At 59.1% G+C, this 20,015-nt stretch carries 17 protein-coding genes and 4 pseudogenes; 11 read left to right on the forward strand and 10 right to left on the reverse strand.

Annotated elements, in window-relative coordinates; all coding sequences use genetic code 11:
• The 9 genes and pseudogenes from CQ13_RS35935 to CQ13_RS35980 all read right to left on the reverse strand — a co-directional run.
• Positions 1-659: IS91 family transposase (locus tag CQ13_RS35935; protein ID WP_197427554.1), on the reverse strand; the 659-nt coding region annotated here is incomplete at its 3' end.
• A 10-nt stretch (positions 660-669) separates the two neighbouring features.
• Positions 670-1,550: pseudogene (locus CQ13_RS35940) on the reverse strand (site-specific integrase).
• A gap of 302 nt (positions 1,551-1,852) precedes the next feature.
• The gene (locus CQ13_RS35945; protein WP_057847507.1) at positions 1,853-2,848 is read right to left on the reverse strand and encodes a tyrosine-type recombinase/integrase; all 996 of its coding nucleotides are present in this window, start codon (positions 2,846-2,848) and stop codon (positions 1,853-1,855) included.
• Positions 2,838-3,560 carry a tyrosine-type recombinase/integrase gene (locus tag CQ13_RS35950; protein ID WP_082637851.1) on the reverse strand — a complete coding sequence of 241 codons (723 nt, stop codon included), beginning with the start codon at positions 3,558-3,560 and terminating at the stop codon, positions 2,838-2,840. The genes CQ13_RS35945 and CQ13_RS35950 overlap by 11 nt, the downstream gene beginning before the upstream one ends.
• Before the next feature lie 176 nt (positions 3,561-3,736).
• Entirely contained in the window at positions 3,737-4,183 is a 447-nt protein-coding gene (locus CQ13_RS35955; protein WP_057847509.1) for an IS256 family transposase, read from the reverse strand.
• 77 nt (positions 4,184-4,260) lie between these two features.
• Complete coding sequence (locus tag CQ13_RS35960) at positions 4,261-5,628, reverse strand: IS1182 family transposase (protein WP_057847510.1); 1,368 nt, start codon at positions 5,626-5,628, stop codon at positions 4,261-4,263.
• A 55-nt stretch (positions 5,629-5,683) separates the two neighbouring features.
• Positions 5,684-6,487: pseudogene (locus CQ13_RS35965) on the reverse strand (IS256 family transposase); the annotation flags it as partial.
• 38 nt (positions 6,488-6,525) lie between these two features.
• The gene (locus tag CQ13_RS47425; protein ID WP_430649734.1) at positions 6,526-8,052 is read right to left on the reverse strand and encodes a tyrosine-type recombinase/integrase; all 1,527 of its coding nucleotides are present in this window, start codon (positions 8,050-8,052) and stop codon (positions 6,526-6,528) included.
• A 70-nt stretch (positions 8,053-8,122) separates the two neighbouring features.
• Positions 8,123-8,512, reverse strand: a complete 390-nt coding sequence (locus CQ13_RS35980; RefSeq protein WP_245309557.1) for a helix-turn-helix domain-containing protein — start codon at positions 8,510-8,512, stop codon at positions 8,123-8,125.
• A gap of 769 nt (positions 8,513-9,281) precedes the next feature.
• Between CQ13_RS35980 and CQ13_RS35985 the strand changes: the two genes are divergently transcribed.
• The 9 genes and pseudogenes from CQ13_RS35985 to CQ13_RS42065 form a co-directional block, all read left to right on the forward strand.
• Positions 9,282-10,331, forward strand: coding sequence for an ABC transporter substrate-binding protein (locus CQ13_RS35985; RefSeq protein ID WP_057847513.1), 1,050 nt, complete (start codon positions 9,282-9,284; stop codon positions 10,329-10,331).
• Between the two features lie 94 nt (positions 10,332-10,425).
• Positions 10,426-11,250 (forward strand): ABC transporter permease, encoded by an 825-nt coding sequence (locus CQ13_RS35990; RefSeq protein ID WP_057847514.1) that lies wholly within the window; start codon positions 10,426-10,428, stop codon positions 11,248-11,250.
• A gap of 10 nt (positions 11,251-11,260) precedes the next feature.
• Positions 11,261-12,073, forward strand: coding sequence for an ABC transporter permease (locus tag CQ13_RS35995; protein ID WP_156434106.1), 813 nt, complete (start codon positions 11,261-11,263; stop codon positions 12,071-12,073).
• A 146-nt stretch (positions 12,074-12,219) separates the two neighbouring features.
• Positions 12,220-13,329 (forward strand): ABC transporter ATP-binding protein, encoded by a 1,110-nt coding sequence (locus CQ13_RS36000; protein ID WP_057847516.1) that lies wholly within the window; start codon positions 12,220-12,222, stop codon positions 13,327-13,329.
• 143 nt (positions 13,330-13,472) lie between these two features.
• Complete coding sequence (locus CQ13_RS47430; protein ID WP_057847517.1) at positions 13,473-13,691, forward strand: hypothetical protein; 219 nt, start codon at positions 13,473-13,475, stop codon at positions 13,689-13,691.
• A 1,187-nt stretch (positions 13,692-14,878) separates the two neighbouring features.
• Positions 14,879-15,199, forward strand: coding sequence for a MocE family 2Fe-2S type ferredoxin (locus CQ13_RS36010; RefSeq protein ID WP_057847523.1), 321 nt, complete (start codon positions 14,879-14,881; stop codon positions 15,197-15,199).
• A gap of 68 nt (positions 15,200-15,267) precedes the next feature.
• Positions 15,268-16,101, forward strand: a complete 834-nt coding sequence (locus CQ13_RS36015) for a sugar phosphate isomerase/epimerase family protein (RefSeq protein WP_057847524.1) — start codon at positions 15,268-15,270, stop codon at positions 16,099-16,101.
• A gap of 14 nt (positions 16,102-16,115) precedes the next feature.
• Positions 16,116-17,333: an NAD(P)/FAD-dependent oxidoreductase gene (locus CQ13_RS36020; RefSeq protein ID WP_057847518.1), complete on the forward strand. Its 1,218-nt coding sequence runs from the start codon at positions 16,116-16,118 to the stop codon at positions 17,331-17,333.
• A gap of 510 nt (positions 17,334-17,843) precedes the next feature.
• Positions 17,844-17,993 (forward strand): annotated as a pseudogene (locus tag CQ13_RS42065) (S-(hydroxymethyl)glutathione synthase); the annotation flags it as partial.
• Positions 17,994-18,000: 7 nt separating this feature from the next.
• Here the strand turns inward: CQ13_RS42065 and CQ13_RS43845 are convergent.
• Positions 18,001-18,228, reverse strand: a complete 228-nt coding sequence (locus tag CQ13_RS43845) for a hypothetical protein (RefSeq protein WP_156434107.1) — start codon at positions 18,226-18,228, stop codon at positions 18,001-18,003.
• A gap of 243 nt (positions 18,229-18,471) precedes the next feature.
• Between CQ13_RS43845 and CQ13_RS42070 the strand changes: the two are divergent.
• Both CQ13_RS42070 and CQ13_RS36040 read left to right on the forward strand, forming a co-directional pair.
• A pseudogene (locus tag CQ13_RS42070) lies at positions 18,472-19,172 on the forward strand (IS66 family transposase); the annotation flags it as partial.
• 336 nt (positions 19,173-19,508) lie between these two features.
• Positions 19,509-19,865, forward strand: coding sequence for a DUF6788 family protein (locus tag CQ13_RS36040; RefSeq protein ID WP_057847522.1), 357 nt, complete (start codon positions 19,509-19,511; stop codon positions 19,863-19,865).
• Positions 19,866-20,015 lie beyond the last annotated feature (150 nt).

Raw genomic sequence — 20,015 nt, forward strand, 5'->3', positions numbered from 1 at the left:
TCCAGCGACGAGAAGAATTGTAGCTCGCCGGTATCGAACGACTTTTGCAAGGCGCGGAGAAATAGGCGCCGGAACAGACGGGAAAGCACGGCCACGGGAAGAAAGAAGCCGGGCCGGCACGCGATCCAGCGGCTGCCATCCGGGGACAGTCCTCCTCCAGGAACGACGCAATGGAGGTGGGGATGGTGAAGGAGGTTCTGGCCCCAAGTATGAAGGACAGAAAAGAACCCGATCTCGGCACCGAGGTGCTTGGGGTCGGCAGCGATAGTCCGCAAAGTCTCTGCAGCTGTGCGGAACATAATATCGTACACGGTGCCGGCATTCTGGAATGCGATCGCTGCGATTTGGTCGGGTATGGTGAAAACAACGTGAAAATACTGGGTATCGAGAAGCTCCGCTTGTCGGGCCTCGATCCATTCTGCCCGCGCGAGCGATTGGCACTTGGGGCAGTTGCGCGAGCGGCAGCTATTGTAGGAGATCCGCCGCTCTCCGCAGTGATCGCACTGGTCGACATGGCCACCGAGCGCGGCCGTTCGGCAGCGCTCGATCGCCGTCATTGCTGCACGTCGTTCGGTCGATAGGGACCTCCAGTGCTGCTCGCGCCAGGCAGCACCATAGCGGCGGAAGATATCCGCCACTTCCGGACCTGAGCGTCCCATGGGGCCGCCGTCAGAAATGTTCAGGCGGCGGCGGTGGTGGTGCCTTAGGGATTGGGCGCGGCAGCAGCTCCAGCGGGCTGGTCGCCGCGCAGACTTTGTTCGTGGCTATCCGGAGATATTGCCCGGTTGTGGACAGGCTCCGATGGCCAAGCAAGAGCTGGATGGTGCGAAGATCGGTGCCGGCCTCGAGTAGATGGACGGCGAAGGCATGCCGCAGCGAATGCGGCGTCACGGGCTTGGCAAGGCCCGTTAACCGATGCGCCTTGCTGCAGGCGTCCTGCACCGCGTTGGTCGATATCGGTTCGTTGGGGATACCGCCGGGAAACATCCACGTGCTCGGCCGGACGGCGCGCCAATAGTCGGTCAGTGTCTCCAGCAACCGTGCCGAGAGCATGACGTAACGGTCCTTCTTCCCCTTGCCTTGATCGACGCGTAGCACCATCCGCTGTCGGTCGATGGCCCCCGGCTTTAGGCGTACCGCTTCGGAAATGCGCAGACCGGCGGCGTAGCATGTTGTCAGGATCACCTGATGCTTGAGGCTCTCCACGCAGCCGAGGAAGTGCAGCACCTCTTCGGGGCTGAGGATGACGGCGAGTGTCTTGGCGCCTTTGGACACGGAATGATGAGGTCGAAATCCCATTCGAGGCCGAGCGTGACACGGTCCAAGAAACGGAGCGCTGAGACGGTCACGTGGATCGACTTCGGCGCCAACTTCTTCTCGTTCGTCAGATAGACTTGGTAGGCGCGGACATCTTCCGGCCCAAGCAAAGCCGGCGACTTCGCAAAATGGCGGGCGAACTGCGAAACCTGCAGCAGATAGGACTCCTGCGTGTGCGGTGACAGGTTGCGGATCTGCATGTCGTTTATCATGCGTAACCGAAGCGGGGTCATCGAAGGCTCCTTGGCAAAAAAAACGAAAACTGCCCGAGGGCAGCAACGCCATCTTGCTCGAAGCCAAGCCTATGAACGCTGCAAATTACGTCTCACCATGGCACGCCAAAGCAGTTACAGTTGCTTCAGCCGCATTCCTTCATCCGACGATGGGCCACCCTTGCCGAGTGTTCTGCCGCGGAGCGGCTTCGTCCAACAGCCGTTATGTTGCGGCCAGATTTATGTTGTCGCTGCTGGAGTGAGCCAAGGATTTCGCCAACCTCCTCGGCTCGCTCCGCAACATAAGAGTGTGACCTTTCGGCCTACAGGGCCTTCAGGAATGCCATCAACGAGGGGAGAGAGGGTTGCCGAGGTGGCGGCCTCAGGCTGCTGATATCGACCCTGGCTAACGCCTCTGCTTTCATCTCCAGGTCGACTTCAGCATAGATGTGCGTGGTGTCTAATGACACGTGGCCCAGCCAAGCACGGATCGTGTTGATGTCGACGCCGGCGCGCAGCAGGTGCACGGCCGTTGTGTGCCGAACCATATGTGGGCTCACGCGCTTCGTCGCCAACGTCGGCACCGTTTCGCGCGCCATAGCGGCATATTGCGTCACGAGATGGTGTATTCCGAAGCGCGTCAAAAGCTGGTTCGTCCGCCCGAGAAAGACCGCTTCACTTTTGCTCCGGTCGGCCACAAGACGAGTCAACGAGGTTGCCGTCGTTGACCACAATGGACAGATTCTGATCTTGTTTCCCTTGCCGTGAAGTCGCACTGACGGGGACGCGCCCAGTTGGAGATTGCCGACCGTCAATTTTGCTGCCTCATCGGCGCGAGCACCGCTGTTGTATAGGAAAAGCAGCAGAACATGGTCGCGCACCCCAAGACTCGTGCGTCGGTCAGGTTGGTTTAGCAACGCGTCCATCTCGGCCTTTTCGAGGTATCCAATCGCGGTCTTGGTCGTCTTCTTGAACGGCACTGCTCGTATCTCGGAACACCAGGCCAGGTGGACCGGCGAACGCGTCCCGATAAAGCGCGCAAGTGAATGGATGGTCGCCAGCCGCTGGTTGCGGGTAACCTCGCTGCACTGGCGATCGCGCTCCAGGTGGTCCAGGAACTTGCGGACGACTTCCGGCGTGAGATCTTCCACGGTCATGCGATCGATGGCGCAGCCTCCCTGCTTGCTGGCAAACGGCAGCAACAATGTCAGTGTGTCGCGGTAGCTGGCTTGGGTGTTGCGGGAAAGATTGCGCTCGGCAACCAGATGTTCCAGCAAGAACCGCCGGATCCACGGACCAAGCAGGCTCTTATCCTTCATGGTCAGCCTCCATCGCGTACAGAGCAAAGCGCTCGCTGGCCGCCTGGAGGAGATCAGGCGTCATCTGCAAATAGCGCTGGGTTGAACGGATATCGATGTGGCCAAGGTAGGTTGCGAGTTGCGGAAGCAGTCGCTGCACCTCCTGGCCGGAGCGATACCATGCGATCACCCGGTGCCCCGCGGCTGTGTGGCGAATATCGTGCAGCCGTGGAGGTCGAGGCTCGCCGACAGGGCAACTGATTCCGGCGGCTCGGCGGACATGCTGAAACCAGGAGATGACCCGCACATAGTGCCACGGTAGACTGCCGCGCGTAGTAAATAATGGAGATCCTTTCCCGCGCGGCAGAGGGAGCCGGCGACGGCGCTCGACGTACTCGACCAGTTCCTGGTTGAGCTTTGGTCCGATTGGCACGAGGCGCGTTTTGAAGAACTTCGTGTCACGGACGGTGATGACCTGATCAGTCAGATCCACGTCTTGCAAGACCAAACGAAGCGCCTCGCCAATACGCATGCCGCTTCCGTACAGCAACAAGAGGAGCGTACGGTACATAGCTGGCACGTGAGGGCGATGCCCAACCTTCAGGATCGAGGTCGCGTCCAACAGGCGGCGCAGTTCTTCCGTGGAATAAACATAGGGCGTTTGTTGCGGCGGCAGCTTTGGGGGAATGTCAGATATTTTGTGTAAGAGGCCTCTGTGAAGATTGAATTGCAGTCGTTTCTTGCATCAGCCGGACATTGTCATCGATCCCATGGTGGCTAACAGTGGCCGGGCAGCAAGCTCTGTCAAGGCCGCAGCCGCCGCAGGCGGGGGCCGCAGGCCCGCCTTTACAGAGCTTGCTGATCGGCCAAACTCGGGCCGCCGGATAAGACGGGTGATCGACACTTTGGTCATCGCGCTGATCCCGGAAAACGCGAGCCGAACTGAATGGCGAACTGGCCCATGGCGGCAGTCCACTCGACGCCTCGCCGCCACCTCAATCCGGCGTTCTTGATGGCGAGATAAAGCAGCTTCAACGCCGCGTCGTCGTTTGGAAAGCTGCCGCGGGTCTTGATGATCTTGCGCAAGCTACGGTGCAGCGCCTCGACTGCGTTGGTAGTGTAGATCATCTTGCGGACGCCAGGAGCGAACGCGATGAACGGCACGACGTGTTCCCAGGCGCGGCGCCAAGCCTGGCCGATCGCCGGATAGCGCTTGCCCCATTCGTCCTCGAACTCCTCGAGCCGGACCAGCGCCATGTCGGCATTCTCGGCCCGGTAGATTGCCTTGATGGCAGGCAGGATTGCCTTGCGATCCTTCCAGGCTACGAACGCCAGACTGTTGCGGATCAGGTGCACGATGGGGTCGTTGAAAAAGCCCGTTCTTTGAATTGACTCGCGTCCTTGCCAGATGTGGGCGCGCGGCTGGTTGGGCCTCAGGTTGAGGCGATCCTTTGAAAACGGATCCGATCATTAACGTGGGGAGCGAACACCAGCAAAATGGCGAAGAGTGCTGCAGCCAACCGCTTCAGATTGACAGCAGCGGCAGTCAGGAAAGCTTGGATGCGCATGTTGTCTCTGCCACGACGGATGGCGCGAGCGAGACCGTGCCAAGTCTTGGCTTCGCCATGCAGCCCCTCAACTCGCCAACGATGACGCCGATAGAAATGGTGTTCATGGTTTCCCCATCTGAGCCTCTTGCGCCGCGCTCGAAGCAACGACGGGTGGTTAATGTTGAATACGACCACACGCGCATGGCGGGAGGGGCTCACGCAACGTGGCCGCAGGGGACAGGCCCGACAGTCTTCGCGACTCGCATGGAAGTGTTGAAAAGAGCCCCGTTGCAGCTTGCCCTTGGGCCGTAGGATCTTGCCAGTTGGACAGCGCACCAGGTTGTGCTTGGCATCGAGCCTAAAGCGCCGCGTCGGTATGACTTTGCCAGGTCGCCGCTCGGCCTTGGCCGGTACGATGGCATCGATCTGGCGGTCCTCCAACGCCCGAAAAACCTTAGCATAGGCGTAGCCTGCATCCATGGTCGCCATCTTAATAGCGACACCGGTTGTCATGGCGATGGCATCGAGCTGAGCTTCTACGGCCATACCTTCGTTCTCTTCGCCTGTCGTCACCTCGACGTCGACAACGACGCCCTTCACATCATCGACAGCCGTATGTTGCTTGTAGGAGGGTTCGAGACGGCGGTTACGACCGTTCGTCGCCATAGTCGCATCGGGGTCGGTCGTGCAGATCTTCTTGTATTTGCCGCTCTGACGATCTTCCCATTCGAACTCGGATGGATTGGCCGCCTCTACGTCGGCAACATGGTGCCCTGCCAAAGCGTCCCAGCTCACATTCGCGCGGATCAGCGATGCATCGATATGAACGATCTCGCCGGTCGCAATCCTGGCTGCGATGCACGCCTTCACCGTGCGCTTGAAGATGTTGCGAAAGCGCTCGGCACCCCAGCGCTGGCGAATGCGCGTTAGCGACGAGTGGTCGGGCAGCACCTCGTGCAAACCGTAGCCCACGAACCAACGGATCGCGAGATTGACCTGCGCCTCGCGCAGCAGCCGTCGGTCATGGATGATTCCCAGCAGAAAGCCGGCAACCATAAGCCGAACAGCCACTTCCGGGTCGATCCCCGGGCGTCCGTTATCTGTGCAGTAGAGATCGGCGACCTCGTCACGCAGCCACGAGAGGTCCAACACGCGATCGACGCGAGCGAGGATGTGGTCGTCTGGAACGAGCTGTCGCAACGAACCGGTGATGAACAGCTCCAGCTGATCGCGCTCTTTCCGACCCAGCATCCTGCCCACCTCGCGAATCAAAGAGAACCGGCGGGATCAGTGAATCGACGACCGCAGACTTTTTCAACGACCCCACGATGCAGGTCTGCACCACGGTCTGCGGATAGACCGAGGCGATCGCCTCGGGAAAGCCCTTGAGCCCATCGACCACCGCGATCAGGATATCGTTGACGCCACGCGTCTTCAGGTCGTTGACGACCTTGAGCCAGAATTTGGCGCCTTCGGTCTGCTCAATCCACAGCCCCAGAACCTCCTTCTCGCCGTCCGGATTGAGCGCCAGCGCGACATAGACGGCCTTGTTCTTGACCATGCCTTCATCGCGAATCTTGACCCGCAGCGCGTCGAAAAACACCACCGGATAGACCGGGTCGAGCGGACGGGTTTGCCATTCTCGGACTTCGTCGAGAACCGCGTCGGTCACCCGGCTGATCAAATCCGGCGAGACCTCGGCCCCATAAAGTTCAGATAAATGCCCCTGGATCTCGCGCACCGTCATGCCGCGCGCGTAGAGGCTCAGGATTTTGTCGTCGAAGCCGTCGAAACGGGTCTGGCCCTTGGCGATCAATAGCGGCTCGAAGCTGCCGGCCCGGTCGCGTGGCACAGCTATGTCGATCTCGCCGTCCTCGGTCAGGATCGTCTTCGCGCTGGTCCCGTTGCGGCTATTGCCGCTGCCGCGGCCGGCCGGGTCCCCCTTCTCGTAGCCAAGATGGTCGCTCAGTTCCGCACCAAGCGCTCGCTCAATCAGCGCCTTCTTCAGCTGCTTGAAAAGCCCGTCCGCACCTGTGAGGTCTTCACGCTTTTCATAGTTAGCAAGCAGTTGATCCAGTAGTTCAGGTGTAATCGTCGTGTCGCTCGTCATGTGAGTCTCCTCGGTAAGGTAAACTCACAGAAACCTGCTTACACATTCTTTCTGACACCCTCAGCTTTTGGAAATGTTGTCGGCAGTGGGGAGGATGCCGCGTACCCGCGACTGATGGCGAATCTATAAAGGCCGCTCAAAACCCTATATCGCAGCATCCAGGTGGCACTGAGCGATCCTTTGCCTTGGAGGAACTCGGCTACCGCCTCTGGGGTGACTTCGCCGATATCCCGATTGCCCATCGCTCGGCAGAACCTGCGGAGCAGAACCTCAGCGGACTCGAAACGCGCCCCCAGTGACCGCTGTTTGGCCAGATAGGCGTCGACGACGTTGGTCAGCATCATTGGAGGCCTCCCAGGTCGAACGCTCCGACCTCGCGAAGCGCCTGCATGTTCACCTTGGCGTAGATGCTGGTTGACGCCGCGCTGCGATGTCCCAAATGGTCCCCGATCTCCTTTATCGACAGACCTTCGGCAAGAAGCCGGGAGGCGCAGGCGTGGCGCAACGCATGGCCACCGCGATGGGCAGCGTCGATTCCAAGTGCAACAAAATCTGCGGTTAGCGACATCATAGATGCTTTCTGCCTTCAACGGTCGACGGGGCGCGTGCATGCAGAGGAATACTTCCGAGCATGACGACGGCGGCCGCACCGTGTCGACGTAGCGGGCGAGTGCCTCAGCCGCAGAGGAAACCAGCGGGTAAATCTGCGGCTGGCGGCGCTTCAGGCGGAAGAGCCGTAGCGTCCTACCTTCCCAGTCGATCTGATCGAGACGCAATGCCGCCACCTCGCCGCTGCGCATTCCATAGACCGCAAGCAACAGCAAAATCGCACGATCACGGATGTCCCGGGGGTTGTCGGTCTCAGCATCGGCCAACATGCGCCGCACATCGAACCAATCTGGGGCATACGGCAGCGATTCCTGTTGATAGAGCCGAGGCCGGCAAATCGACGCCGCTATGCGGTCCGTGCACATTCCCTGCTTTGCCGCGTAGCGCAGAAATCCCCGCAAGGTCGAGGCTGTGTTGGCCACCGAGACGCGGGACCATCGTCCCGTCGCCTGGGTGACGAAATAGGCGTCAACGTCCTCAGGCTGAAGGTCCCTGAGTTGCCGGTTTGTCTGATCACACCAGCGTAGGAACCTGCCGATCATCCGATTCCATTGCTCCACCGTCGATGGCGTGAATCCGCGCTCATTGCGCATCCACGTCACATACTGGTCGAGTTGGCTCTGGTACTGGAACACGACGGTCGGTTCACGCCACCAACCGAGAAATCGAAGCCAAGGTCGTCCAATGTTGACCACTCTTTGCGCAGCTGTGACAGCCCCACGAAGGCGTTGCCGCTCGGTCGCGATCCGTTGGAGCGCCTCGATGTCGACGCCCGCCGAAGCATCTGGACCGAGATGCGCGGCAATCCACAACAGCTCTTTGCGCTTGATCTCAAGAGAAGCTGGAGTCGCACCGCCTTCTGCACAGTGGCGAAGGTACCGGTACCGCTCGTTAGCGAATGGCGCGTTATCACCATGGAGCACCGTCAAGCGGTCCGAATAAGTTGTCTGATTCATAGCGAACCTCCCTGGACAAAAGTTCGCTACTCAGACGTCAAATTATGTTGCGTGAATAATGCCGCAGCGTTCAGGATCCCCGCAAATATAGCTCCTTCCACAACATAAATCCGGTCGCAACATAACGGCTGTACCGATAGCCGTCCGGATGCTCTGCAATGTACTCGTCCCACAGCACCTGCAAGGTCACGTGCTTGCGCTTGAGCTCGCGGGCAATAACGGACCAGTCAGGCTCGGCCACCTTGCGGCGGCCCGGCTTCACGCCAGGCACCCCGTACAGCAGCTGCTCCAGCTCGGCGTCGCTTATCGCTTCCGGGACCGGCCATGCCAGACCCGCGCGCGCAAACCGCTTCAGCGTGTCACGTACCGTCGTCGGCCCGACGCCGACACGCCCGCCAACCACGCGCGTCGAGAGCCCAGCCTCAAGGCTCAACCTCACAATCTCGCGCACCTGGCGCATGATAACCCTCCTCGTCGGCATCCAATTCTCCAAGCTGTTTCCAGCCGGAGAAATGGCCCAACGATCAGGCCTCACACCATCCGAAACTGCGCGCCATCAAATCGGAATGCTGCGCGGAGAATGCTCGGAATGCTGCGCGTGATCATTTCGGAACCCTGCGCGCCATCAAATCGGTACGGTGCGCACCATCGTCTCGGAATCCGCAGTCAAGTGCGCCGTCGATCACCTACGGCTGGCATTTGCTTATTGTTGGGCACCCGCGGGCTGCGATTGAGGGTCGCACCGGCGGAAGCGATTGGGCTCATTGCCGAGCATCTCGCTGACTCTCCCCGCCGGGAAGGCCGCGTCAAACGGCGTTTGGCGCGTGCTGCACATGATCGTTGTGCTCCTAAGCCCGACGTGCGGCGTTGCGCGCCGCCGCGCAAAGCATTCAACGTCATGTCCGCCAGTTGCCGAGAAAACGTGTCTATCAAATCGCGATGGCGCAGGGGAACGACAAGATGTCGGGCTTCCAGTTCCGGATGCCATCCCAAGATGTTGGATCGCACCCACTCGAAGAAGGCACGGCTACTCCTCAGACTTAGCTGATTACTCTGAGTCGAAAACTCTCGTAAACGCGAGTTACTCGCCGAGTTCCTGCGTCTCCAGGCGGATTTTCGGCGACATTGGGCGTCTTCCCTTCTTACTATTGGCAATAGGGGTATGCGCGAATTCGACATCGGCTCGATGCGCTTGAAATTCCGAGCGATCAACGAAAGGGGAAAATGTCATGCAGAAGGATATTTCACGCCGCTCCGTCCTTATCGGGACGGCCGGAATCGTTGCTGCCCCGATTGTGCTCAGTGCCTCGCGCTCCGCGGCCAAGTCCGATTCAGTTACGATAGTTAGTTATGGCGGATCTTATCAAGATGCCACAGTCAAAGCCGTGTTCGATCCTTTCACCAAGGAAACGGGGATCAAGGTTCAGATCGTCCCTTATCCTGGACTGGATAAAGTCAAGGCCATGCTGCTCACTGGCAATATCGAAATAGACATTTATTTGAGCGCAGATGAGGAGTCCGCCGCCGGATCCAAGCAGGGCTTTTGGGAGAAGCTCGATCCTTCCCTGTTCGACCTCAAAGATTTGAAAGTTCAACCGGCAAGCGACTACGTTACGTATGAAATCTATAGCCGCGGCATATCATGGGATCCGAAGAAATTTGGCCCCGGTAAGCATCCGACAACTTTTGCCGAATTCTTCGATCTGCAGAAGTTTCCTGGGCGACGCGCCATGCGCGCGGCCGCTACCGGCACGCTGGAGACGGCGTTGGCCGCTGACGGCGTAGCACCGAAGGACATCTACCCGCTGGATTTGAATCGCGCTTTCAAGGCGCTCGACCGCATCAAGTCCCAGATCGTATGGTCAGCCAACACCCCGCAAGATGTCTCCTTGTTGCAAGTGGGCGAGGTTGATTTTAGCATCGCCACCGTCAATCGGGTAAAGGTGACGACCGAAGCGGGCGGCGGGGTACCTTTGGCGTATTCCTTCGAACAAAACCTCCATGGCGGAGTGACCCTCCAAGTTGTCAAGGGCGCGCGAAACAAAGAAAGTGCGATGAAGCTGATCGCCTACTACCTGCGACCAGAAGTGCAGACGAGATTATGTGACTTGGTGGGCAACGGTCCGGTATCTAAAAAAGGCTCCGCCATGTTGTCACCCAATGTGAGCAAATGGCAGCCAGATTTCAACAATCCCAAAAGCGTCTACTCCAATGGCACATACTGGGCGGAGAATCATGAGGCGGTAACGCGCCGTTTCCAGGAATGGAAACTAACATAATTGCTCTGTCGCCGCCGGGCGGGTCCCTTGAGGCCCCGCCCGGCGGCAAGCCAACGTTTCTTCTTGATCTCCAAATGGGAAATCTCTCGATTCCATGACCCCAACAAGTGGCCTGCGGGCGCAGACCATATTCATGTCACCGGGCACTATGATCGGGGTCGCGATCGTGGCGCCGTCGCTCTCATACGTCCTCTTCACCAGCGTCCACGGACCGGACTTCTCGCTGGCGGCGTTCGACGCGGTTTTGACCAGCGCGTTGTTTAGGCAATCGATGGTCACGACGTTGTATATTGCAGGCTTGTCGTCCCTGCTCAGTTTGCTTCTAGGATTCATCGTAGCGCTGCATCTTGCCGGTCAACCGGCGCGTCGCAGGGCGTTTTTGATGGTGCTCGTGCTGCTGCCGTTCTGGACCAGCGTCTTGGTCAAATGCTTCGCATTCACGGTTATCTTAGGGCGCGAGGGTATCATCAATTCTTTCCTGAGCTGGATATTCGCCACGAAGATTCAAATTCAGCTTATATTCAACCTAGTTGGGCTTCTTGTCGGAATGACCAGCTATCAAGTTCCGCTCATCGTTCTGCCGGTCCTTGCGAGCCTGCTCGCGATCGATGGCGCCATTTATCGCGCGGCCTCAATCATGGGCGCTAAGCCGGCCCGCATCTTCTGGACGGTGACCGTTCCCATGAGCCTACCCGGCGTCCTCGCCGGCCTAATGAGCATTTTCGTGATGTCTCTGGGCGCCTTCGTTATTCCCGCGCTACTAGGCGGGCCGCGCGATTTCATGCTGTCCAATCTGGTCGATTTCTATAACCGGCAGGTCTTGGACTGGCCCAAAGCCTCGGCCATCAGCGTGATACTGTTCGGCATAGTTATAGCTTTCGCCACGCCCGCTGCGCTTTGGCGCCGGCGCAAGTTCTAGGGTGGTATTCTTGTCCGAAATCATTCACGATCCGCTGCTGCGTCGCTACCGGAGCATGGGAACCGGGTTGGCTGTGATAGTTTATCTATACCTCCTTCTCCCGATCCTGGTGACGATCCCCATGGCATTTGGGCCGACTAATGCGTTGACGTTCCCGCCGGAAAGCTATTCCTTCGCCCTATTCGAGATTTTCTTTAGCTCTGCCGACTGGCTAAATCCGCTGTTCCAGAGCCTTAAGGTCGCGGTCGCCACAGCTGCGTTGGCGATGTTAGCCGGCGTCCCGGCTGGCTACTGGATTGCTCGCCATGAATTCGCTGGTAAAGGCCTCGTCACCGGTCTGATCATGGGCCCGATGATCGTGCCCCATATCGTGACAGCCCTCGGCCTTTATCTGTACTTCTCGTATTTTCGCATTAGTGGAACGACGCTCTCCATTGTGCTCGGCCACGTTATGGTCACCTTGCCCTTTGTGATCGTCATCATCGTTGCCGGCGTAAACAAATTGGACCGTAATCTCGAATTCGGCGCCGAGCTGATGGGTGCCGGACCCATGCGGATGTTCCTGACGGTCGTTATACCACAACTCGTTCCCTCCCTCGTGAGTGCTGCGTTCTTTGCTTTTCTGCTGTCCTTCGATGAAGTCATCATCTCCTTGTTTTTAGCCGGGCCCGGCAATGTCACCCTGCCTGTGAAAATGTACACTGCGCTCCAATGGGAACTGTCACCGGTAATCGCAGCCGTATCCACCCTGCTGACGGCAATTTCCCTGCTGGCCACCATCGTCGCGATCGCATCGAGGAAAGGATCGTCAGTCGATCTTTGATCGACGCGACGACCGGAATGGACATTATAAGGATATGATGACGCATGATGCCTCCGATAGAGAAAGTGGAAGCCATTGAAGACATTCAGCAACATGAACGGACGTGCGCACGCGGCCCTAACCGTTCCGGCGAGGGAGTAACCCGGATGCATAACGCCACCGATCTTGGCGGCCAAGTCGCCCACGCGATCGCGCTGAAGGGCATATCGAAAACGTATGGCCCGGTGACGGCGCTGCATCCGACCGATTTGAGCGTAGAGAAGGGCGAATTCCTGACGTTGCTTGGTCCGTCGGGCTCCGGCAAGACAACATTGCTTAACCTGATCGCAGGCGCGACCGGGCCGACGACGGGCACAATACTGTTGGACGGGTGCGACATTACCCGCATGCCGCCGCGCGAGAGGGGGATCGGGATGGTTTTCCAGAACTACGCGCTGATGCCTCACATGAACGTTTTCGACAATGTGGCTTATCCGCTCCGTGCGCGCCACCAGCCGGCTAATACGATCCGCGCGAAGGTAACGGAGGCGCTCGACCGCGTCGGCCTGCGCGGTTTTGAAAATCGCAAGCCGCGCCAACTATCCGGTGGTCAGCAGCAGCGCGTCGGCATCGCGCGCTGTATCGTCTATTCGCCGACCATCATTTTGATGGATGAGCCGCTTGGAGCACTGGACAAGAATCTGCGCGAACAGATGCAAGGTGAAATCAAGCGCCTCCATAAGGACTTGAAAACCACCGTCATTTACGTGACCCACGATCAGGAGGAGGCGTTCAACATGTCTGATCGCATCTGCCTGATGAGCACGGGACAGATAGCTCAGCTTGGGACGCCGGATGAGCTCTATTTCGAGCCTGTCAATGAGTTTGTCGCGGATTTTGTCGGCGAATCAAATCTTATCGAAGGAAAAGTAACGGCAGCCAACACCGTGATGACGTCCGATGGTCTCACGCTCGTGGTGTGCAGTACCGAAGGTCATGCTATCGGGTCGCTGGTCAAGGTGCTAGTACGGCCTGAGAAGATTGAAATGATCGGCCGGAGTGCGCCAACCGTCACATCTGTCAGAGACAATGCATGTGCGGGCACTGTCGCACAAACATCATTCGTCGGAGGCATGACGCGGATCGCGGTTAGGTGTGATGGAGGCCGGATCTTGCGTATCAAAACCGTTTCGTCACGCGCCTCCGACTGCGCGCCGGCCGGCCTTCCAGTGACGGTTAGCTGGGCCGCGAGCGATACCGTGGTACTCAAGAGTTAGTGTGAAATTGCAGGACTCAAATGTCAATATTGACTGATTCCTGAAGGGGCGCCGCTGCCCAGAAGGATTCTTCTTCAAAGAGTTAAAATTTCGAACAGGCGGCCAGATAATCATTGACCAGCTTGTCGTTCGAGATGTGAAGTATGTATTCTGTGTTCCTGACGAGAGTCGCCGTCCTCGCGCTGTCACGACGTGCGGATCAATGTTACTGCCGCCAGGAAGGCGGGGCGACGGTGATGGCGGAAGCGACCGGCAAGCTCACCGGTCGCCTGGCGGCGCGCGACGTGCTGGAGCGCGAGGCATTTCATGAAATCGCATTCGAACGAGCGCGTCACACGATCCGATCGCGCTCTCTATATTGAGTAAAGGCGAAAACGCCTAGACTGAATAGCTGAGCTTGCTTTTGGTTTGTCTGCGATTGCCACATGGACCTGGGTTGCAGGCGCTTTTCGAAGCGCGGGCCCCCGAGAAGCTCGCTGACCCCGAACTCAACGCCCTTGCGGCAAGCATCCAACCCGCGCAGACGTCATAAGGCATGCGCAGCATTCGTGACGAGCGATTTGAGGCGGAGACCCGCAGTATTACCGCAATCAGCCGGCCAGTGGTGCAGAAAATTCGCGAGATCCCGCAGCTACGAGCGCGAGACGCTACCCCCCGAACTCACTAACGCGGGACGGGTCGCCAAGCACGGTAGGGCGCAAACGCAAAAAATAGCTAGCGAGGTGGTTGATGCACGTGCAAAGCACGGGCCGGCTATTGCGCCAGGACCTGCCACCAGACACGGTGAACTGCACTTGTCTTCGATCGCGGTGCGCTTTCGGTTGCGCACGGGCAGGGCCCATGCCAGCCAGCCGGCGTTAGGTGGGCTGTCTTCCAGTTCAAACGCAGCGATGATTGATTGTTCCGGAGCCGATGCCTTGTGCGCCTAAAGTTCATGGCCCGCGTAGTTCAGCGGCACCAAAGCGCATCGCTTGGCAAGCATCACGAGGTGTTCGGGGCGGGCCGCAGCGCGACGTCGCCGCCGCCCCCCAATCTCGTGTTTTGATCGGCGTCGCTTCGACGATCCAATTCGTGGCTCCGCGTTCAACTCGTCGCGCTCCTTGGTCGGGTGTCGCTCGCTTATGCCGCGTTGGATGCGGAAGCGCCGTTGCGCAGGCGAAAGCTGTCCGTTTACAGAATTGGCGTCACGCACGATTTCCGCGATTTCGTCGGCTCGGGTTGTCCGGCTGGTAGAACGAGCTTATCCGGTGAAATCCTTCAAAGAAGGATACACGAACGCAGAATCTAAGCGTGGGACGGAGTCAATTGCAATAATCCAAACCGAAATGTCGTTACAACCCACGTTGGCGGATTGCGCCAGCAGAAATCCGCGTTTGAAGCCGACGAGGCGATCGTTGCAGGATCGAGCGGTGTATTGGCTGCCGATTTCGCGCGACTGCCCTACACTGTGGAAGCCCTATCTGCCGGGCCGGCGTCAGGACGGCCGCAGGCCGGGGCTTCACCGCCAACGCGGGCCGCTATCAACAATCTAAATCAGAGGAAAGCCAAATTGACTGCGGAAGGAGAGTGGGTGGTCGCTTGCGCCGCCGACGCATTGGAGCCGGAAGCGGCGCTCCGATTCGACCATGGTGGGCGCACGCTTGTGATTGCTCGCTCGCCGGAAGGCGACTATTTCGCGATGGACGGTCACTGTTCCCACGAGAAGGTCCATCTCGCGGACGGCATCGTTGATGGCTATATCATCGAATGCCCGAAGCACTTCGGAGCCTTCGATTACCGGACCGGCGAGGCACGCGTGCCGCCCGCATGCATCGACTTGCGCACCTACGAGGTCAAGGTCGAGGGCGACAACGTCTTCGTCAAGATCTGAGCAGGACCAGCGTGGGAGATTAGATCGTGTCGAAGCAGAAGCTGATCGTACTGCAGTCACTCTGGGCGATGGAACGGCGCCAACCCGATGGGATTGAACGCTCTATCGAATCTAGCCTGACGATGATCAAGGAAGCGGGATTCGACGGCATTAGTACATCCTGTGTCGATCCCGCGCGCGTCGCCCTAATCGCACGTGCCCTGGCCGGCACGGGACTTGCGGTCGAGGGCACGTGCTTTCCGCAGACGATCGACGACCTGAAAGCGGCAATCGATCTCGGCCGGCAACTCGGCGCTTTACATTTAAACGTCCAGCCCGACGTCCGCCCACGCCGAGTTGCAGATTGCATTCCATTACTGGAAGGCTGGATCAAGCTAGCCCAAGAGGCCGGCATGCCGATCTATTTCGAGACGCACCGCAACAGGATGACCACCGACCTTCTATTCACACTCGATCTCATGGATAGGGTTTCTGAGATGCGCATGTTGTCGGACCTCTCACACGTCCTCTTGGGCCGCGAATTCTGGTATCCGATCTCTGACGAAGACGAAGCTCTGGTGCGCCAGGTGCTCGACCGGACATGGGCATTTCACGGCCGCATCGCGTCACGCGAGCAGATACAGGTTGAGATTACGTTTCCGCAGCACAAGGTTTGGCTCGACCTGTTCCTACGTTGGTGGGAATACGGTTTTAGGAGCTGGCGAAAGCGCGCAGGTGTGGATGCGCTTCTCTCTTTCGCATGCGAACTTGGCCCGCGGCCCTACGCGATCACCGATCGCGAGGGCAACGACACCACCGATCGCTGGGAGGAAGCGCTGTTGATCAAGTCCCTAGTGCGGGACTTGTTCGAGCGTACGGCAGTCGACGCGCAACTCGCTCTCGAACAGGGTTCGCTTGCTTGAGCAACGAACCCGCAATGGTGATCGTCGGCGCGGGTGAGGCCGGCACGGCTGCAGCGATCGCCCTGCGCGAGGGCGGCTGCCGCAGCTCGATCGTCCTGATCGGCAACGAAAGCATGCTGCCATATGAGCGGCCGCCGCTGTCGAAGGCGATCCTCATCGAGGAGACGTATCCTGAACCAAAACTGCTCGTCACGCACAAGCGCCTGGCGGAGTTGGAAATCGGCTATCTCGTGGGCAGGAGTGTCGAGTCGATAGATCGCGCGGCACACACGATCAGACTCTCGGACGGGGCGCAGCTGGCCTACGAACGACTGCTGCTGAGCACTGGCTCTCGTCCCCGAACATTGAGCATTCCGGTCGCGCCAGGAAGCAGAATGGCGACGCTGCGCACCTATGCCGATGCATTGGCTATCCGCCAAATCATTGGTCGAAAGTGCGAGGTGGTGATCATCGGCGGCGGCTTCATCGGGCTCGAGGTTGCCGCGAGTGCGGTGTCGAGAGGCGCTTCGGTGACTGTGGTCGAGGCCGGCCCGCGGGTGCTGACGCGGGCAGTCCCGCCATCCATGGCGGAACTGATCCAGGCCAAGCATGAGCGTTCCGGCGTGCGCATCGAGACCGGCGCCATGGTCGAGCGCGTCGACGCGAATGAAGGGCGCTCCAGGGTCGTACTCGCAGATGGCCGCACGCACCTCGCCGATCTGGTGCTCGTTGCAGTTGGCGCCGTCCCGAACGTCGAACTCGCTCAGGCGGCAGGATTAGCCGTGGCTAACGGCATTTTGCTGGACGAGACGCTTGCTAGCTCGGATCCGCACATCTTCGCGGCTGGCGACTGCTGTTCGTTTCCCCATCGGCTCTATGGCGAGCGAATCAGGCTAGAGGCGTGGCGCAACGCGCAGCGCCAAGGTGCGGCGGCCGCAGCCAACATACTGGGCGCGAACCGCCCCTATGAGGACGTGCCGTGGTTCTGGTCGGATCAATACGACGAGACACTCCAAATCGCCGGTCTCTGTCGTGAAAAGGACGTCCCGGTAGCCAGAAATCTCGGCGCGGAGGGCCAGCTCTTCTTCTACCTCGCTGCCGACGGTCGCCTCGTCGCCGCATGCGGCTTCGGCACCCTGAGGGCGATCGCCAAGGAAATTCGTGTCGCCGAGACGATGATCGGCAGGCGGCTTGCTCCCAAGGCTGAGGCGCTCGCAGATCCGGCGATTAGTATGAAATCTCTACTGGTTTAGGATCGAACTAAGTATTGCGGAGCGGGCGACGAAGAATAGCTCCGGCTGGAACACGTGAAGGGGGCAGCGGCCCGCCGGCGCTGCTAAGCTTTCCGGCGGTTCGTCACGCTATAACTCGCGTGATGAAGCCGTCCCTGAGGACTTCTGCTGGCGCTCGGCGTCAATTGCTATTCATGGACGTTGACACCATCGATCTGTTCGCGGCCGTCGTCGAAGAACTTGGTGTTGCGCTCTCGACCATCAAGTGGCCGGCCGATCTTGCCTTCACAGCCTCATGGCCGCAATTACGGTCCGCAGCCCGTCTTGGCTTTTCGGCGTACGCGCCGCTGCAAACATCAAAGCTGCCAACTTGTCGACGAGATCTGGTGTACCAACCAGGTGATCACCGATGGGTATCGGGCACGGCCCTGCGAGTGTTGTAGGTATCGCGACGAGATCGCGCCGAAGCGGCGCGCCTGGTTTGACGAAGCTGAAGATATTCCACAACGCGTTGCGACGAAGCGCTGTCGATCGCTGATCGAATCTGGCGTGAACCCGGAGCAGACGGGCGCCATTCGCGGCCGGCTGAAGGAGCTCGGGCTCGAGGCTTATGACTGCTTGTCACCGCCGCTGGTGAACGCGATTGCGACCCATGTGGCGGAGAACAAGAAGGGAGCCTGAGACAGCTTCAATACGAGCTGATGGCCGTGGAAAGGCCAGCGCCGTCAGCAGACGACACGCACGAGCTTGGTGTAAAACGTCCCATTTTCGCTGCGTTATCATCTTTGTCTGCGCCAAATCTGATGTAAAGCTCCACATTCAAATACTCACGACTGTCGCTGAGCTTTGTCAGCTTGCAAAGCCGACATGTGCTGGCCCGGCCGCCAGGCTTAATGCCGTAGGCGATGATATGCATCGATAGTAGCGCTCCTCGCTACCATGGTTCCCCACACTACTTTGGATAAGCTAGGCCGAGCAGCGTGTTCAGCCGGCCCGCTATTTCCAACGCCGCGCCACCTGGACGCGCAGGTCTCGAAAGACAGTGACGGTTTCGATAAATCCCGGATTGTCTCCGCCGCTTCGGCATCTCCGTAAGCGATCATTCAGCGCGGGCCGCTGAACGGCGATTATCCGGCATGAGTCGATCCTCGCGGCGGTCATCGCTTCACCTATGCTCCCCGGGGGCGCGATTCACGGGGTCAAGCCGCTCGACGGCTATCGCAGTGCAACGTGACGCCTATGACGCTCACAAGAGCATCGCCGCGGGACGCCTGGCGACGCAATCACGCTCGCCTTTCGCTGGACGCACCTGCGTCGCCGGTTTTACGACTCGCCAAAAGTGGTGATGCGCCGATTGCGAGCGAAGCGCTCGAGCGGATTGCTGTGCTCTATCCAATCGAGAAGACGATCCGGGGCATGAGCGCCGACGATCGGCGCCGTCTGCGCCAAGGAGGAGCAAGCCGCTGGTGACATCGCTCAAGAGCTGGTTCGAGCACCAGCTCACCCACATCTCGGCCAAGGCAAACATCGCTAATGAGATCCGCTACGGCTTGAACTGGGACGGGCTCACCCGCTTCCTCGATGACGGCCGCATCGAGCTCGACACCAACATCGTCGAGCGCGGTATCTGCCTCATTATCCTTATTCGCAAAAATGCACTCTTCGGCTACGACGAGGGAGCAGAGAACTGGGCCTGCATCGCTCGCTGGTCGAGACCTGCAAATTGAGCGGCGTCGATCCGCAAGCCTGTCTCTCCGACGTGGTGACCAAACTCGTCGATCTGTGGCCCGCTGCAGGGTTCGACGAGCTTATACTCTGGCCTGGGCAGCCCAGCACCCGACGAAAAAGCTCGCCGCCTGAAGCTACTCCGACCCGGAAAATCAAACCGTCAGCGCCGTGGGTTCAAACGATCAAGATAGGAAAGTCACAAAACTGATTTAACTTTTTGAAATCGAGCGGAATGATCAGGGAATCGCTTTAACTTCATCAAGCAATTGCAAGCGGGATGGTGTCGAGCTCTGCGGCCTTCCCGGAAATCGGCCACATAGTGCGCAACGGCGAGGGACGAAGGAATGATCAGCAACTAGCTAGTTTCTGTCGCGAAAGACATTTCGCCCTTTAAAATAGGGGTTATTTCGCGATTTTCGAGCACGTTTTTTCTTGCGGCGTACATGTGCATGGTATCACATTCTTCATATGAAGCATGTTGATTCGGAATCGCCTTATGTCGCGCGCTGGCTGCGAAGCGAATCGACGAATCTCTGGCCTGCGCTTCTGGGTTCGCTGAGCCTGCGTCGTAGCCGGTGCATCCGCAAGAATTGCCCTGCGTGCCAGTCTGGCGAACAGCATCAAAGTTATGTGCTCTACGGTCGCGCGAACGGGCGTCGTGTTGCCGTCTACGTGCCGGAAGAGCTTGTGCCGGAGGTTCAGCGCAACCTGGACAACGGGCGCGCTCTGCAGGATCTGCTGCACCAGGCGGCACCGCGATACATCAAAGCGCTGAAGCGACAGCGCGCCGAAGCATCCAAAAGCAAGAAGAGCCGAGCGGTGTGAGAGCGACAGCGCGACAGATCAGCTTTGCCGATTGGGAGCTGATGCGGCAACGTGATCAGGGCATTCGCCTGGAGCCGCTGCTGGAGGCGATATCCGGCTTTCTCGACGACCAGCGGGACGTCATCGAGCGTGTCCGGCGGGATCTGGTGC

The sequence above is a fragment of the Bradyrhizobium retamae genome (assembly GCF_001440415.1).
GTDB lineage: Bacteria > Pseudomonadota > Alphaproteobacteria > Rhizobiales > Xanthobacteraceae > Bradyrhizobium > Bradyrhizobium retamae.

Bases quoted from the DNA above. Each gene is read 5' to 3' on its own strand.
- CQ13_RS47430 (WP_057847517.1), top strand. From the start codon at position 13,473: ATGTATTCTGTGTTCCTGACGAGAGTCGCCGTCCTCGCGCTGTCACGA.
- CQ13_RS47425 (WP_430649734.1), bottom strand. From the start codon at position 8,052: ATGAATCAGACAACTTATTCGGACCGCTTGACGGTGCTCCATGGTGAT.
- CQ13_RS35980 (WP_245309557.1), bottom strand. From the start codon at position 8,512: ATGCGCCAGGTGCGCGAGATTGTGAGGTTGAGCCTTGAGGCTGGGCTC.
- CQ13_RS35985 (WP_057847513.1), top strand. From the start codon at position 9,282: ATGCAGAAGGATATTTCACGCCGCTCCGTCCTTATCGGGACGGCCGGA.
- CQ13_RS35960 (WP_057847510.1), bottom strand. From the start codon at position 5,628: ATGCTGGGTCGGAAAGAGCGCGATCAGCTGGAGCTGTTCATCACCGGT.
- CQ13_RS36000 (WP_057847516.1), top strand. From the start codon at position 12,220: ATGCATAACGCCACCGATCTTGGCGGCCAAGTCGCCCACGCGATCGCG.
- CQ13_RS35990 (WP_057847514.1), top strand. From the start codon at position 10,426: ATGACCCCAACAAGTGGCCTGCGGGCGCAGACCATATTCATGTCACCG.
- CQ13_RS36020 (WP_057847518.1), top strand. From the start codon at position 16,116: ATGGTGATCGTCGGCGCGGGTGAGGCCGGCACGGCTGCAGCGATCGCC.
- CQ13_RS43845 (WP_156434107.1), bottom strand. From the start codon at position 18,228: ATGCATATCATCGCCTACGGCATTAAGCCTGGCGGCCGGGCCAGCACA.
- CQ13_RS35945 (WP_057847507.1), bottom strand. From the start codon at position 2,848: ATGAAGGATAAGAGCCTGCTTGGTCCGTGGATCCGGCGGTTCTTGCTG.
- CQ13_RS36015 (WP_057847524.1), top strand. From the start codon at position 15,268: ATGGAACGGCGCCAACCCGATGGGATTGAACGCTCTATCGAATCTAGC.
- CQ13_RS36040 (WP_057847522.1), top strand. From the start codon at position 19,509: ATGAAGCATGTTGATTCGGAATCGCCTTATGTCGCGCGCTGGCTGCGA.